The sequence below is a fragment of the Nitrosomonas communis genome, from assembly GCF_900114745.1.
Lineage (GTDB): Bacteria > Pseudomonadota > Gammaproteobacteria > Burkholderiales > Nitrosomonadaceae > Nitrosomonas > Nitrosomonas communis_A.
On the sequence record NZ_FOUB01000001.1, the window covers coordinates 173,555 to 188,482 of the forward strand.

The window sequence follows — 14,928 nt, forward strand, 5'->3', positions numbered from 1 at the left end:
TGATCGGGGTGAGCATATGACGCAAGGACACCCCTCGCCTTCGGTTACGAGGTGGATTCTAGTTGTCCGTTCACCTTTGCTGCGACTAATAGCATGTAAGAAGGCCTCTTTTTCACCGCCGAAGCATCTACCCATCTGCCATCATTTTTAAAAACATGCACGATCCCACTCAAAACTTGCCTCGCCGATTGTTAACAACGCTACGGGTATCCTCCTCGTACTCTGGAGTATTAGCGGCTCTCTCCTTGACCATTGTCATCCGTAAACCATAATCCCTTCATGATCTAATCCCCCCTCAGAGCATTAGATTATGCTTGCTTCTCGATAATAGGTAGCTTGGAAATTATTTGTAATTAAAGAGCCTGGATTTTAGAACTTAATGGTTGCCATCGTATATCCATAATTGGTATCTTTGCCTCCTGGACTATTCGGAACTTTATCAAAGTAATTACCTTTGAATATATGGCTAAACCCTATATCAAAGCTGACACGTTTTAAGAAACTCCACTGAGGATCCCATCCTATGCTGACATCCAGCATATGCCCTAGGAAACTTCCTGCTCTTCCGGTTGGGTCTTGCAGGCCGGAGCCTACAAAGGCGCCACGCTTATCAGCCAGCCAATACGCACGATGAGACATCATGAGCCTGACATTGGGAACCGGTGTAAGATTCATACGGAAACCTGCAGGTGAAAAAAAGGTTGGAAGGAAAAAAGGTCCAAACATACCAGTAGGGCCAAATTCTACCCGACGTTTTGTAACAGAATGTCAAAATTCTTGTTTGGATCTCGATCACCCGATGCATAATCAAATAGGTAGATAAGCCTGAGAGGCCATGGTGTTTCGAAGCTGTACCCTACTTCTCCATGATGTCGATGCGCAAAAATATTTTCATCAAAGGTATCCCCAAATTGATACATCGACTCAATTTCATAGTCTATTGAACCTCTGGTAGGTTTGGCAAACAACCTGAAACCTGGCGTGGATAAATTACGTTGCCTCAGATTATTACCTTCATTTAATTGAAACCAATAGGCATCAAAATTAGCCCAGCGTAAATCACGGTTAGTAACGTGTGCACCTGAAAAATAGCTTTCTGGGGTATTCCAATCTAACTCTGACACTTCACGTTGCACAGGTCGTGTGCCAAATACCTGGAGACCCCATTTCTCCTTGTCGTTCCTTAATGTAAACCGTATCCCATCAAAAGTAGGCGTAAAGCTTCCCACCGGTGTCCACCGACCAGGCATGATTCCCCATATTCCAGGATTATACGACCGACTTCGAATGTTGCACCATAACCTGTACCAAAAAAATTCTTGGACAATAGATCAAGGCGAAGTTGGGTAAAATCAAAATGATTAGCAAAAATCGGGTTATGCTCTTGTCCATGCTCTGCTAACGGTGTGCGGAGATCGCTGAGCTCGAGCGTAAATTTTAAAGGATCGATAATATTTTTGACTTCGAACAAGAACCTGGTCCGTTGATGAATCTGTTCATTACCATCCGGAATAGCTCTCGTAAAACCATGATCATACACATCATAGCGTGTCCGATGCTCAATAGCCAAATTGAGCCAATCTGGCGCCATGGCAGCAAGCGGAGTTTTATGGTTTTCCATGAGATCGGTCAGCCTATCAAAATCAAACCGAGTACTCCCTACCGGTTCTTCTACATCGAATCCATTGGGTGCACTACCATTTTTGAAAATAACTGATGATTTCTTATCTTTCTGTGTTTCTGTATTTCGTGCTTGTGCAAGAATAATATTCTTATTGAAAAATAATGAGTTTTTAGCTTCTTTTTCTTCTGCCTTTTGCTCTTCCGCAGCGAAAGAGATGCTTCCCCCTACGTGAAATCCAATAACCAAACAGATCATCATGCTGGTTATTTTTCTATTCTTTCTCATCACTTTCTCATCATTGTTTTATAGCCTCCTTTAAGGTCAAGTATCCAAAAAGTATTTGTAATCTAGATACTTGGGTGATTCTAAGAAAATTGCAATTAACAACTAGTGCATAAAACCTTATGAAATCTGAACAATAAAAACTCAGCAATATAAATATGGCAAGCGCTTATCTAGAACTATGAATAATAAGCCTGCTCTTGCATGTCTGTATGCTCAGTTTGAAATAGTGTAGCTTTTGTATTATGAAAACTTTGTAGCTTTATTTAGAATTTATTTATTAATGATGATCTTGTAAATTTATTTAGAATTTGTTTAGATTTGTTTTTTAACCTGTTTTTTCCTCCTCTAGAAAAATCAAAAAACAATGAATTGCATTGCGGAAGAGAAGAAGACGAATTTGATAAAGTGACAAAAGTGATATAGAACAAGAAGCCTGTACATAATGATTGGCTCGCTACCGATGTTTAATTGGATTTTATTATCTTGTCTCATCAACTATTATTTATAAATATAGATCTCGGAAAGCTTGCAATAAATCAATGCAATTAAACATTAGTAAGGAAAGGGGAATATGTAATTAAGCCAATAAATCAAGCTGGATATAGTTCTTACTATGGCATTTTTGCCTGCAAAGCCAGAGCGATAATCAGTTAGCAAAAAAGAATCAATTCATAAGGAGTTGTACTGATGATAGATAAATATAAATCCGAGCATCTTTATGAGTGGATGATAGAGATTAGACGAAAGCTGCATCGCCACCCCGAACTCGCTTTTGAAGAAATCGAGACAGCCAAAGTATTAATGGGGCAATTAACCAAATTGGGTATTCCTTATGACTATGCTGGACCGGGCCATGCAGTGATTGGTAAGCTTTCCGGGAAAAATGCTGCTGCGCCAGTCGTTGCTTTGCGTGCTGATATGGATGCGCTGCCTGGTACCGAAAACACCAATTTGCCTTTTGCTTCCTTCATTCAAGGTAAAATGCATGCCTGCGGCCATGATGCGCATATGACTATGGTATTGGGTGCGGCTGCCCTGCTGAAAACATCACCTCCTCCTTGCCACGTATTGTTTATCTTCCAACCTGCTGAAGAAAAGGGGGGCGGTGCGCGCGTTGTGCTGGAATCAGGTGCATTGCAAAGCGTCAGTGCAATATTTGGCGGGCATGTGACCCACCACTATGGTGTGGGAGAAATCATGGTGGCTGATGGGGTAATTACAGCCCAGTCCGACCGTTTTAAAATTCATGTTAAAGGTAAAGGCGGGCATGGCGCGCGCCCGCATGAAGCGACCGACGCCATCGTGATTACGGGCTTGTTAATCACGGCTCTGCAAACCCTGGTTTCGCGGGAAATTAACCCGGTTTATCCTGCCGTGGTGACAATTGGCACAGTGCACGCAGGCAGTGCACCTAATGTAATTGCAGAGGAGGCAATCCTGGAGGGATCGATTCGTAGTACCTTGCCCGAAGTGCGTGAGCACATTCATGCTGGATTAAGGCGTATGGCTAAAGCCATCGGTGAACTGCATAATGCCAAAATTGATATTGATATCACCCAAGGTTATCCCCCGGTGGTCAATACAACGCGGGAAAGCCAGATTGCCCATCGTGCGGCTGAAAAAGTGGTCGGGCGTACAGGCTTAATGACCCTTGATCATCCGAGCATGGGATCAGAAGATTTTTCTTATTATCTGCAAAAGATACCGGGCTGCTATGTACGCTTTGGCGCAAGACGGCATGAGCATGAATATATTCCGCTACATAGTCCAGAATTTGACATCAATGAGGAGGTATTGAAAGTGGGAGCTGCCTTTTTCGATGAAGTCGTCAGAGAGACGGTACAAGACTATTTGAGTTGATTTCACTTTGGAATTCGTTCCCTCAAAACCATTAACCGTCGGGGTAGAACTCGAGCTGCAATTGCTCGATAAGGAAAATCTCAACTTGATAAATGGTATTGGGCCTTTGCTCGAGCATTACCCGGAGTCACCCTATATTAAACCGGAGTTTATCCAAAATACTGTCGAGGTGATTTCTAAAGTGGGGGAAAATACTGCAGAGATCCATGAACACCTTGCACAACTTGTCAAAGAAGTGAAACAGATCTGTCTCATGCTGGGAATGGAGCTATGTGCCGCCGGAACCCATCCCTTTAGCAAGGAATTAGCCTTGTTTACCCCGTTGCCCCGCTATCTGAAAATGGAAAAGGAGACAGGCTATTTAGGTCATACCCAAATCACTTTCTCGACTCAGGTACACATTGGTGTGCAGGATGCAGCTGAAGCGATTTATCTGATGCGTGCATTAAAGCCTTATCTGCCGCTCTTAATTACGCTTTCTGCCAGCTCTCCCTTATGGCGTGGCTATGACACTGGCTTTGCCTCCTATCGCCTGCGCATTCTGGCAGCCAGCCGTAGTTATGGCATCCCGCCCAGTTTTAATGATTGGCAGCAATTCATGGATTTTTATAACGCCTCGCAACATGCTGGCATGATACAAACCATCAATGATATCCATTGGGATATCAGAGTGCGACCGCATTGGGGGACAGTCGAGGTCAGAGTCATGGACGCGCAACCCACTCTTACCGAGTCGATGCAACTCGCTAGTTTTATTAGAGTATTGTCAGCCTATTTGTTAGCACACCAGGATACCCACATTGAAAACCTGCCCCATGCACTGCCCTGGTGGATTGAAAAAGATAATTACTATATGGCCTCGCGCTTGGGGCTGAAAGCAAACTGTGTGGTCGATAAAAATGGCTCATTCAAATCCATCTATGAAATTTGGCAGATAGTGCAAACTGAAATCCAGCCTTATGCCAGCGAGATAGGAGAATCTGAATATTTTGAAGAACTTGTTAAGCGCGTAGCAGAACGGAATATAAGTTATCAGCGTCAACGCACGGTTTATCAAAAAATCCACTCATGCGAGAAAGTTGTTTCAGCGCTTATCAAGGAGCTGGCAGATGATCTAACTGTGACTAAACTTGAGTAACACTTGCTCATGTGCGAATTAATCTGAAAACAATCGTGGTCTGTCTCTTATTATTCGCCTTTGCTAAATCAACTCCTATTGTTGTACTCTTCATGTTATTCCATTTCTAAATCAAAAATGACGCGAAGGCGAGCCGCAGACAGTTTCAATAATACGGAAAGGTGAAGCCGACAAAGTCAGTTTTGATTTAGAAATGGAATTAGACGCTCCTATGTGGTTTAGTGGTTATTGCGTCATTACTTTGGCTCTTTGATGCTATGTAGGGTAGTGGACGCCCATACCATTCCATTATATTAGTTTGAAACAAAGTGATCGTATTCATATTACTAAGCAATCGAAGAAATTGCCCAAGAAATCAATGGACGAAATTGTTGCTAGCATTACTGATAAAGGAGAGGCAATGAATGCGATATACAAGACAGGACATTATAAAATGTTCGAAATTGCAGCATATTTTAATGTTCATTACAGTACTGCTAATTAGTCAATTTATTTATTTTGCAAGATACAATGAATGACACCTTTTCATGACTGATATTTTCTCTAAATATACTTATAAGCTTGCTAATCCAATAAGCGTAAGCGATCAATTTATACCTGATAAAGGATGGAAGAATTTATAATCTTTCGGCAATCAAAAAACCTATTTTCTATACACAACCGGAGACAATTGCTGACAGCATAATCGAAAAAGTTGGTAAACAAATCTATTTAGCTTTGCCGCTTGGCTTGGGTAAAGCCAACCATATTGCTAATGCTCTGGTGCAATGTGCGGTAAAAGACAGTACCATCAATTTACGCATTTTTACCGCGCTGACACTGGAGCGCCCAGAACTGGATAATGAACTTAAACGCCGATTTCTTGAACCTGCATTAGAACGTCTTTTTGGTGATTATCCAGATTTAGAATATGCGAAATTGATGCGGGAGAATAAATTACCGCAGAACATCGTAGTTAATGAATTTTTCTTTTTGGCAGGCCGGTGGTTGGGTTTTCCAAAAGCACAACAACGCTATATTCCTGCAAATTATTCACATGTCTTGATTTATCTATTGGAAAACCGCATTAATGTAGTAGCGCAACTGGTTGCATGTGAAGACCAAGGCTATAGCTTAAGTTGTAACCCGGATATTACGGCAGATCTTTTAAAAGCACGAAAACAAAAGGCCAGGCAAATTTTATTTTCCCTACCCAAACCAATCACAATCTTCCTTTTATGTATGGTGATTCTCAAGTTGCAGAACAGGAAATCGATTTGATTCTCGAAAGTCCGGAAACAGATTTTGAACTTTATAGCATCCCTAAAAGACCAGTCAGCCTTGCAGATCAAGCTATCGGGCTACATGCTGCACGATTGGTTTGTGATGGTGGCACATTGCAGATCGGCATTGGATCAATCGGAGATGCTGTTACGAATGCCCTGATTTTGCGTCATCAAGAAAATCCTTTGTTTAAGAAATTAATTCATCGTTTAAATAGCCCTCAATTCTCAGATCATTACTATGACATGCCATTTGAAGAAGGGCTCTATGGCATGAGCGAAATATTTGTGGGTAGTTTCTTAAAATTAGCCGAAAGAGGCATACTCAAACGTGAGGTTGATGGTGCAATACTGCATAGCGTTTTTTTTGTTGAATGCAGGGAATTTTATAAAAAATTACGCCAAATGTCTGCTAAAGAACGTGTTCGCTTTCAAATGAAAGCGGTTAGTTTTACGAATGAAATTTATGACGAAGAGCAGCATAAAAGGCTGGCACGAACTAAAGCCTGTTTTATAAATAACGCTATGCTTGCAACGTTACGTGGGTCTGTCATTTCTGATGCCCTGGAAAACGGAGCAGTAGTAAGCGGTGTCGGTGGACAATATAATTTTGTTGCCCAGGCTTTTGCGCTGGATAATGCGAGGTCTGTTATCACCCTCAATGCTACACGCCAATCAAAAGGAAAAATAGTATCAAATATTACTTGGTCCTACGGCCATGAAACGATACCTTGGCATCTAAGAGATATTTTTATAACAGAATATGGCGTGGCGAATTTACGTGGCAAATCCGATTCGGAAGCAATTGCCGCCATGCTGGCCATAACGGACTCTCGATTTCAGGGTGACTTGCTGGCACAAGCCAAAGCAGCAGGAAAAATTAAAAAATGTTGGACCATACCACCAGAACAACGCAATAATACACCGGATCGCATCCGGGAAGTGTTGCAACCAGCCAGGGATGCAGGCTTATTACCAAAGTTTCCGTTTGGTACAGATTTCACAGAAACCGAACAATATCTTATGCCAGCATTGGAAATCCTGAAGCAAAAATCACATTCAAAAAAGGCACTAGCTAATCTATTTATCAAAGGATTATTATCAGCAAGTCTATCTCTGGTCGAAGAGGTAAGTTTAGAAAGAATGAAATTAAAAAATCCGACCACCCTTAAAGAATATGGCTATCAAAAATTACTTCTAGCTGCGCTCAAGGAGGCTCATGCTCGGCCAAGGTAATGTTTATATGCGAATTAAGAGCTAACTCGTAAAAAATTCCAGAAAAATAGAGCCGCAGCCAGCTTTCCGAATACATGCACCATAAGTCCCTTATAAGAACGAACTTTGCTGGCACATTCAATGCCTGTTTTTTCTTCAATCCAGGCAAATAATGCTTCAATCGGTTGCCGAACGCGAGACACCACTGTAGACAACCATTGATCCTGGAGTTCCAGATGGTGTTGCCCTTTTTGTTTTTTAACGGGTGTCAAGACGGTCAGATTCTGAGCTTGTCTTACCTCTTCGGCGTCAGGCCGTTGATAAGCTTTATGACCATACAGTTCGTTGTGGTGCAATTGTAGCCGAATCTGATCAAATATCTTGCCGTCATGATCACTCGCGCCAGTCACACCAATATACTCAGGGACCGGCAATGAGCCTGGTTGGCGGCGTCTTATGATATGAACCCGCACACCATGATAGTACAACTTCTTGGTTGAGCAGTAGCCTGAATCCGCCAACTATTTCGCTACACACGCCTTAAACCGATGGCCTTGCTTGGGCCTTTACCACCGGAAATGAACTATCAGCCAAGCTTGCCCCGGGTTATTGGCTTCCTGTCCCTGCTGAATCAGTGCCAATAAGGGCACAAATACATCAGTCACCTGATTCAGGCGCTGAATATAAGCTACATAACTCGGGAGTCGTGGAAATCAATCACGTAAATGACGATCCGCATACTCATAAATACCTTTGATCTCTCTATGCTTGTCCATTACACCGAACAGGAAGAGGGTAATGACTTCTTCGTCGCTAAAACTTAAATCCGCGTAATGGCTCATTCTTTGGCTATGAACCCAAAGATTTTGCTGATAATGCTTGCAAACATAGAGATAAATCGTTATTAATCGGTTTTGCCAGTTCATTGTTTACTTTGATTGATTGAGGTTGGGTGATATCTTCCTCAATAGTTTAATGTTATTGATGGGCTGGCTTCTATTTCAGCTCTTAATTCGCATTAAAACTGAATATATCTTCACAAATATTATTCATGCATTAATGATTGATTATGATCAGTTAAATTTTATTGGGTAAGTGAATAAATCTGCTGCAGCGTGCGTTGATCGAGAAAGTGGGTACGAGCAGGGTTTTGAGCATGTGCTATCCAGTGAGAACGACGTAGTTCATCTCAGCTCAGTCCGTCATTGGGCTGAAACCACGCTTACTATTCAGGGCAGTTACTACGCTCTTGTTGTTTACTCTGATGCGACCAAGCGACTATCCGTTGAGCTGCGCGAAGTTTCCTGCGATTCTGCGTGTAGGTGAGGCCTTTATTGTTGCCAACCTGGACGAGCTAGCGCATTTGCTGTGCCGTGCCGCTGCACTGGCACAGGCGCTGCCGGATCAAACGAGTATTGATTTTGAGTCACAATGCAAAGATGAGCTCGATAAATTTTCTACGAATTTAATCAAAGACACTGAGATAGAACGTATGGTGCGTCAGCGGGGAGGTCAACAGATTTTTCGTCAGGCAATGCTGGAGTATTGGGGCAATGCCTGTGCATTTACAGGCATTGCTTTACCCGAGGTGCTGCGTGCTAGTCATGCCAAACCCTGGTTAGAGTGTTTGAGTGATGCCGAACGATTGGAAGTATTCAATGCTTTTTGCTGAGCGCTAATTTGGATGCTTTGTTTGATCAGTTTATGATTACATTCAGCAACGAAGGAAATTTATTGATTTCATCCCTGCTTAGCGAAATAGTGCAAAAACAGCTTGGACTGAATGCGCAAATGAGGATGCGCTGGCTGGCACCTAAACATTATCCGTACCTTCAATATTATCAGAATAGCATCATTGCTATGCAATGATGCTACTGTTGCGTGGGTTTGGGTGATGCAGAAATGGCCATAAGATTACCTCAGGGACAGGTCGAGAATCAAGAAAAAAGTTTTAAAAAGATGTCAGCCATTACATAGTGCATGGAGTGCATATCAGTACATCCATCTTCATCAGTACCCTGTCTTGCTTCCTTCAGACGTTATGCCAGTTCTATTGATCCAAAACCCATCTGCTTCTTCTGCACCAACCGTCTTTTACTTACAGCCATTTTAATTGTTTATCTGGCTAACGGAGGAAGTTGTGCGGAAGCCTTTACAGGTCTTTCCCTGTCATTGCGAGGAGAAAATGATCATTTGATGCGTTTATGTATTTATTACCTAAACGTACTAATTATCCAATCATCGAGTAAGACCGTATGCGATGGTTGATTTTGATCTTTCAGCCAGCGTTTGAAAAATTTGTCATCTTGTACCAGTTGTAAATCCTGCTGCATAGCGTCTATATCCGCTTTGAGCGATACTTCTTCTCTCCTTAGACTGCGTCGTAGACTAGTTGAACTCGGGATTTCATAAGAACCGAGGCCGAATTCATGACGTGCAGCGTGGCGGCGATGATGCAATTCGGCTTCGAGTTCTTGGGCTTGCTCCTTGAGTAACCGCGTGAGCGAAGTAATTTTTTCTTCTGCCATTTTAGCGATGGAGGCTGGGTCAGTGAGTTCAGTACGTAGCTGGATCTGCAGCAGTGCTATTAAATCACGGCGATCATAAGCAGCATTGGCTTCGCTCATCAAAGCCGTTTTTCGGGCACATTCATCAGGGTCATTTTCGCGATCAGGGTGTAGGGCACTGGCGAGCTGGCGGAATACCTTGCGTAAAGTGGTTTCTGCTTCCTCTTGCTCCGCCTTGGCCTTGAGCTGGGCGGCAGTGGGTTTTCTTTTATGCGCGTGAGCATGTCGGCGTGCTTTTTCTTCAGCTTCAGCCTCGCGTAACCGCGCCATGCCGGCGTTAAATACATCCTGCATGGTCTCTAGCGAGTCTTCGTCAGTCAGAGATTCGCCTAGCATGTCTTCCATCATCGTGCGCATTTCCTTAATGCTGGCCTGCTCTTTCTGCTCGAGACTTTCCGTGCTGTGTTTATCATGCAGGACTTGCATTTCTTCATCACCCTGAGCCGCGAGCTGTTCAGAGAGACCGCATAAAATCGTGGTGGCGATACGTTTTTGTGTGGGAGTTAAGCCCTTGCGCTGCAATCGTTCATCCAGCCATAACACCATTTCCCGCGTGAGCAGTCGCTCACGCTCGCGCAGGGGGGCAATCGTCTGGTGATATAGCGGGCGATGCGCATCGCTGATGACTTGTAATTCAAGAAGCTGTTTTTTGAGTTTTTCGATACGCTCGAGTAAACGGTTGAAGCGTTGCTGACTGGGCGTTAACTGGGAATCTTGTGTAGTCAGTTTCAGTGCAGTCGCGGAATTGTTTACAGTTTGCTCAGAGGTGGCAGGTGTTTCATTGCTGAATAAATCGAATTGGTGAGACATAATCATCCTGTCTAGTCAGTTGGGTTGGATAATGAAAGTATTTTTAGAGTCCGAATAATTTTACAAAGTGCCTGGGTAGTGGAGAAAAGATTATATCTCTCTAAATGATAGAAAATCATAGAACTTTTTCCTTCTGCTGGGGTCGATAGATTCGTAGTTTTGAGAAAAATGAAGTATTTTCAAGCCGTCTATTGTAGTAGCGATGATGGAATGACCCGTCCTTCCGTTATATACTTACCAGGCTGTTCAAAATAATGCATTCAATTTCCAGCTAAGCTACTTGTAATATTCCGTGAGTAATAAACTATATATTAAAACTTTTGGTTGCCAGATGAACGAGTATGACTCGGATAAAATGGCGGATGTACTTCATGCTGCAAAGGGTATGGAGTTAACCGATAATCCCGATGAAGCCGATGTGATTTTGTTCAATACTTGCTCTGTGCGTGAGAAAGCGCAAGAAAAAGTTTTTCATGATCTCGGGCGGGTGCGGCATCTAAAAAAAATTAAGCCGAATCTGTTGATTGGTGTAGGAGGCTGTGTGGCCAGTCAGGAAGGGGCAGAAATTGTCAAACGTGCTCCTTTTGTGGATCTGGTGTTTGGACCACAAACACTACATCGTTTGCCGGAATTGATCAAGGAACGTGAAGCGACCGGTCGACCACAAGTGGATATTTCTTTTCCTGAAATTGAAAAATTCGATCATTTGCCGCCAGCTCGCACAGAAGGAGTGACGGCTTTTGTTTCCATCATGGAAGGCTGCAGCAAGTACTGTAGTTTTTGTGTGGTGCCGTATACGCGTGGTGAAGAGGTATCGCGTCCGCTCAATGATGTGCTGGTTGAGGTTGTCGGACTGGCAGTGCAGGGTATCAAGGAAATCACCTTGCTTGGACAGAATGTCAATGCCTATCGTGGCGAAATGGATGAGGGTGAAATCGCTGATTTTGCCCTATTGCTTGAGTATATCCATGAGATTCCTGGCATTGAACGTATTCGCTATACGACCTCGCATCCTCGGGAATTTACTACTCGTCTGATTGAGGTCTATGCGAAATTGCCGAAAGTAGTCAGCCATTTGCACTTGCCTGTTCAATCGGGTGCAGACAGAGTTCTGGCAGCGATGAAACGTGGCTACAGCGCGCTCGAATATAAATCGATTATCCGCAAAATACGTGCAGTACGTCCTGATATTTCGATCAGTTCGGATTTTATTATTGGATTTCCGGGTGAGACCGATGCCGATTTTGAAGCGACCATGAAGCTGGTTGAAGACGTGAATTTTGATGAATCATTCAGTTTCATTTATAGCCCACGACCAGGCACCCCTGCTGCTGACTTGCCCGATGATACTTCCCATGAAACCAAACTGGCGCGGCTGTATCGTCTTCAGGAAAAAATTGCTCAGCAAGCACAAGCTATTAGTCAGGGAATGGTAGGAACAAGTCAACGTATATTGGTAGAGGGGCCTTCCAAAAAGAACCCTGATGAATTTTGTGGTAGGACTGATAATAATCGGGTAGTTAACTTTTCAGGGGCACCTGATCTGGTGGGTCATTTTATCAATATCAGGATTACAGCTGCCTTGTCTCATTCATTACGTGGAGAAATTATCCATGAGTAGCGATCGAGCGACCAATAAACGCTTTATTATCACTTGCAATCTATCGTAACCCCTGCGAGAATCAATACGTCGCATTTATTTAACAAAAGTCTTGAAACCAAAACCTGTCGAGATTACTTTTTCTCCGGTTGATAACCGGCGTCTAGCCAATCTCTGTGGCGCGCTAGATGAAAACCTTAAACAAATTGAAAATGCGCTGGATGTCGTAATCGCACGGCGCGGTGAACATTTTAGTCTGCGCGGCCAAGCAAATCAGACGCAGCTTGCTGCCCAAACCCTGAAGAATTTATACAACCAGTCACACCATCATCTTAGCGTAGAGCAAGTGCAACTCGGTTTGATCGAGATAACTAACGCATCCCATTCTTCGCAGCCGGCTGTGGATGAATTGGCGGATGCTGAGTTAGCGGTACCGAAACTGATCACGCGACGTAGCAATTTACATGGTCGCACGCCACGGCAGGTGCAATACCTGCAGCAAATCCAGGATCATGATATTACCTTTGGCATTGGCCCGGCAGGTACCGGTAAAACCTATCTGGCGGTGGCTAGTGCGGTCGACGCATTGGAACGTGAAACGGTTTCACGCATTATCCTGGTGCGGCCCGCAGTCGAAGCGGGGGAGCGTTTGGGGTTTTTGCCAGGGGATATGGTGCAAAAAGTCGATCCCTATTTACGCCCACTTTATGATGCGCTATATGATCTCATGGGCTTTGATAAAACCGGCAAGCAGTTTGAACGCAATACCATTGAAATTGCTCCGCTAGCATTCATGCGTGGACGTACCTTAAATCAATCGTTCATTATTCTGGATGAAGCCCAGAACACAACGCCAGAACAGATGAAAATGTTCCTGACACGAATAGGTTTTGGTTCCAAAGCCGTCATCACAGGCGATATTACCCAAATTGATCTACCCAAGAATCAGAAGAGTGGTTTGATCGATGCAGAGCATGCCTTGGGAAAAATACGGGGGATAGCCTTTACCCATTTCAAAACTGAAGACGTCGTACGCCATCCGCTGGTGCAGCGTATTGTCGACGCTTACGAGAAGCATGAAAAACGTCAGTAAGGTTCCCGAACCTTCCTCTGCCACAAATCATAAAAAGTTTAAATTAGTGCTGCAATATGCTGCTGAATTTCCCGGAACACCCAGACGGTTGCAGTTCCGTAAATGGGTGAATGCGGCATTGATGCAAAGTGCGGAGATCGTCTTGCGGATTGTGGACGAAGAAGAAGGCAGAGAGCTCAATCGCCATTTTCGTGGTAAAGACAAAGCCACCAATGTCTTGACATTTATCTACGATGAGCCGCAATCCTTGTCAGGCGATATCGTGCTTTGTGCCCCGGTTATCATCAATGAAGCACAACAACAAAAAAAAAATTTGGTTGCACATTATGCTCATTTGACAGTACATGGTGTATTGCACTTGCAAGGTTATGATCACGAGCATGAAGCAGATGCGACGATCATGGAGCAACTTGAAACAGAAATTGTCACCCGGCTAGGCTATGCCGATCCTTATTATGAACAATAAGGTTGCGATAGCTTTCGTTCACAATCCAGTTTTTTTATAGCACTATTCAATCAATGATGAAATTAATCATGAATAATTCCTCCCATAAAGTCAGTTGGTTTGAACATCTCGGTTCACTCCTTTTTCGCCAACCGGAAGATCGTGAGCAGCTGGTGGCTTTATTGCACTCTGCGTATGAACGTAATCTGCTCGATGCCGATGCACTGGCCATGATTGAAGGGGTATTGCATGTATCCGAAATGCAGGTGCGTGATATCATGGTGCCGCGCTCACAAATGGATACCATTGATATCAGCGAAAAACCAGATGAATTCATTCCATATGTTATTGAAAAGGGACATTCGCGTTTTCCTGTCACCGATGGCAATAAAGATCATGTGATTGGTATTTTGTTGGCAAAAGATTTGCTACGCTATTATGCAGGAGAAGAAGCGTTTGATGTGCGTGATATGCTCCGTCCAGCCGTGTTTATTCCTGAGTCCAAGCGCCTTAATATCTTACTCAAGGACTTCCGCCGTAGTCGCAATCATATCGCCATCGTGGTAGATGAATATGGCGGTGTAGCTGGTTTGGTCACCATCGAGGACGTACTGGAGCAGATTGTGGGGGAAATTGAAGATGAGTATGACTTTGATGAAGAAGAAGCGAACATTGTAGCGGATGCCAGCGGTTATTATCGCGTTAAAGCGATCACGGAAGTCGCCAGTTTTAATGAGGTACTAGCAGCCGCCTTCAGTGACGAGGATTTTGATACGATTGGCGGGCTCGTTACCAGCAAATTTGGCCGGCTACCCAAGAATGGCGAATTCATTGTGATCGATAATTTCAGATTTACCGTGCTACGAGCCGACAGCCGCCGCTTGCATCTCCTAAAAGTAGAAAAAGTGGAGCCAAGCGCTTAAAATTTCTCCATCTGTATTTTTAATATCGCGTACTACCCACTCATTCGTTTAGCGCAAAATACTTATCCGGGCTAACGTTTCAGAATGCCAGATGTTAAAATAACTG

The 14,928-nt window shown here is 43.6% G+C and carries 15 protein-coding genes; 9 read left to right on the plus strand and 6 right to left on the minus strand.

Annotated elements, in window-relative coordinates:
• Positions 1 to 369 precede the first annotated feature (369 nt).
• The 3 genes from BM122_RS24695 to BM122_RS24705 all read right to left on the minus strand — a co-directional run bounded on the left by BM122_RS24695 (position 370) and on the right by BM122_RS24705 (position 1,909).
• A complete protein-coding gene (locus tag BM122_RS24695; RefSeq protein ID WP_256211813.1) occupies positions 370 to 675 on the minus strand; it encodes a hypothetical protein in 306 nt (101 codons plus the stop codon).
• Positions 676 to 743: 68 nt separating this feature from the next.
• Positions 744 to 1,229, minus strand: a complete 486-nt coding sequence (locus BM122_RS24700) for an alginate export family protein (protein ID WP_256211814.1) — start codon at positions 1,227 to 1,229, stop codon at positions 744 to 746.
• Positions 1,184 to 1,909 (minus strand): alginate export family protein, encoded by a 726-nt coding sequence (locus tag BM122_RS24705; protein WP_256211815.1) that lies wholly within the window; start codon positions 1,907 to 1,909, stop codon positions 1,184 to 1,186. The genes BM122_RS24700 and BM122_RS24705 overlap by 46 nt, the downstream gene beginning before the upstream one ends.
• 687 nt (positions 1,910 to 2,596) lie before the next feature.
• On the opposite strand from BM122_RS24705, the gene BM122_RS00770 reads away from it, so the two are divergent.
• From BM122_RS00770 to BM122_RS00780, 4 genes are all read left to right on the plus strand, one after another.
• Complete coding sequence (locus BM122_RS00770; RefSeq protein WP_074902754.1) at positions 2,597 to 3,769, plus strand: M20 metallopeptidase family protein; 1,173 nt, start codon at positions 2,597 to 2,599, stop codon at positions 3,767 to 3,769.
• 7 nt (positions 3,770 to 3,776) lie between these two features.
• On the plus strand, positions 3,777 to 4,907 hold the full coding sequence (locus BM122_RS00775) for a carboxylate-amine ligase (protein WP_074902756.1): 1,131 nt from the start codon (positions 3,777 to 3,779) through the stop codon (positions 4,905 to 4,907).
• Positions 4,908 to 5,636: 729 nt separating this feature from the next.
• Positions 5,637 to 6,167 (plus strand): hypothetical protein, encoded by a 531-nt coding sequence (locus BM122_RS23875; RefSeq protein ID WP_218151941.1) that lies wholly within the window; start codon positions 5,637 to 5,639, stop codon positions 6,165 to 6,167.
• Positions 6,164 to 7,405 (plus strand): acetyl-CoA hydrolase/transferase C-terminal domain-containing protein, encoded by a 1,242-nt coding sequence (locus BM122_RS00780; RefSeq protein ID WP_218151942.1) that lies wholly within the window; start codon positions 6,164 to 6,166, stop codon positions 7,403 to 7,405. Before BM122_RS23875 ends, BM122_RS00780 begins: the two co-directional genes overlap by 4 nt.
• A gap of 14 nt (positions 7,406 to 7,419) precedes the next feature.
• Here BM122_RS00780 and BM122_RS23880 read toward each other — a convergent pair whose 3' ends face one another.
• Positions 7,420 to 7,905 carry a transposase gene (locus tag BM122_RS23880; protein ID WP_218151943.1) on the minus strand — a complete coding sequence of 162 codons (486 nt, stop codon included), beginning with the start codon at positions 7,903 to 7,905 and terminating at the stop codon, positions 7,420 to 7,422.
• Between the two features lie 192 nt (positions 7,906 to 8,097).
• Positions 8,098 to 8,310, minus strand: coding sequence for a hypothetical protein (locus BM122_RS23885; protein WP_218151944.1), 213 nt, complete (start codon positions 8,308 to 8,310; stop codon positions 8,098 to 8,100).
• A gap of 359 nt (positions 8,311 to 8,669) precedes the next feature.
• Between BM122_RS23885 and BM122_RS23890 the strand changes: the two genes are divergently transcribed.
• Complete coding sequence (locus BM122_RS23890) at positions 8,670 to 9,056, plus strand: HNH endonuclease (RefSeq protein ID WP_218151945.1); 387 nt, start codon at positions 8,670 to 8,672, stop codon at positions 9,054 to 9,056.
• A gap of 541 nt (positions 9,057 to 9,597) precedes the next feature.
• On the opposite strand, the gene BM122_RS00795 is transcribed toward BM122_RS23890, so the two are convergent.
• Positions 9,598 to 10,761, minus strand: a complete 1,164-nt coding sequence (locus BM122_RS00795) for a hypothetical protein (protein WP_074902758.1) — start codon at positions 10,759 to 10,761, stop codon at positions 9,598 to 9,600.
• A 292-nt stretch (positions 10,762 to 11,053) separates the two neighbouring features.
• Between BM122_RS00795 and miaB the strand changes: the two genes are divergently transcribed.
• The 4 genes from miaB (at position 11,054) to BM122_RS00815 (ending at position 14,822) form a co-directional block, all read left to right on the plus strand.
• Positions 11,054 to 12,382 carry a tRNA (N6-isopentenyl adenosine(37)-C2)-methylthiotransferase MiaB gene (gene miaB / locus BM122_RS00800; RefSeq protein ID WP_074902759.1) on the plus strand — a complete coding sequence of 443 codons (1,329 nt, stop codon included), beginning with the start codon at positions 11,054 to 11,056 and terminating at the stop codon, positions 12,380 to 12,382.
• 91 nt (positions 12,383 to 12,473) lie between these two features.
• On the plus strand, positions 12,474 to 13,454 hold the full coding sequence (locus tag BM122_RS00805) for a PhoH family protein (RefSeq protein WP_074902761.1): 981 nt from the start codon (positions 12,474 to 12,476) through the stop codon (positions 13,452 to 13,454).
• Positions 13,438 to 13,920, plus strand: coding sequence for an rRNA maturation RNase YbeY (ybeY, locus tag BM122_RS00810; RefSeq protein ID WP_074902763.1), 483 nt, complete (start codon positions 13,438 to 13,440; stop codon positions 13,918 to 13,920). The genes BM122_RS00805 and ybeY overlap by 17 nt, the downstream gene beginning before the upstream one ends.
• A 68-nt stretch (positions 13,921 to 13,988) precedes the next feature.
• Complete coding sequence (locus BM122_RS00815) at positions 13,989 to 14,822, plus strand: HlyC/CorC family transporter (RefSeq protein ID WP_074902765.1); 834 nt, start codon at positions 13,989 to 13,991, stop codon at positions 14,820 to 14,822.
• Positions 14,823 to 14,928: the final 106 nt, after the last annotated feature.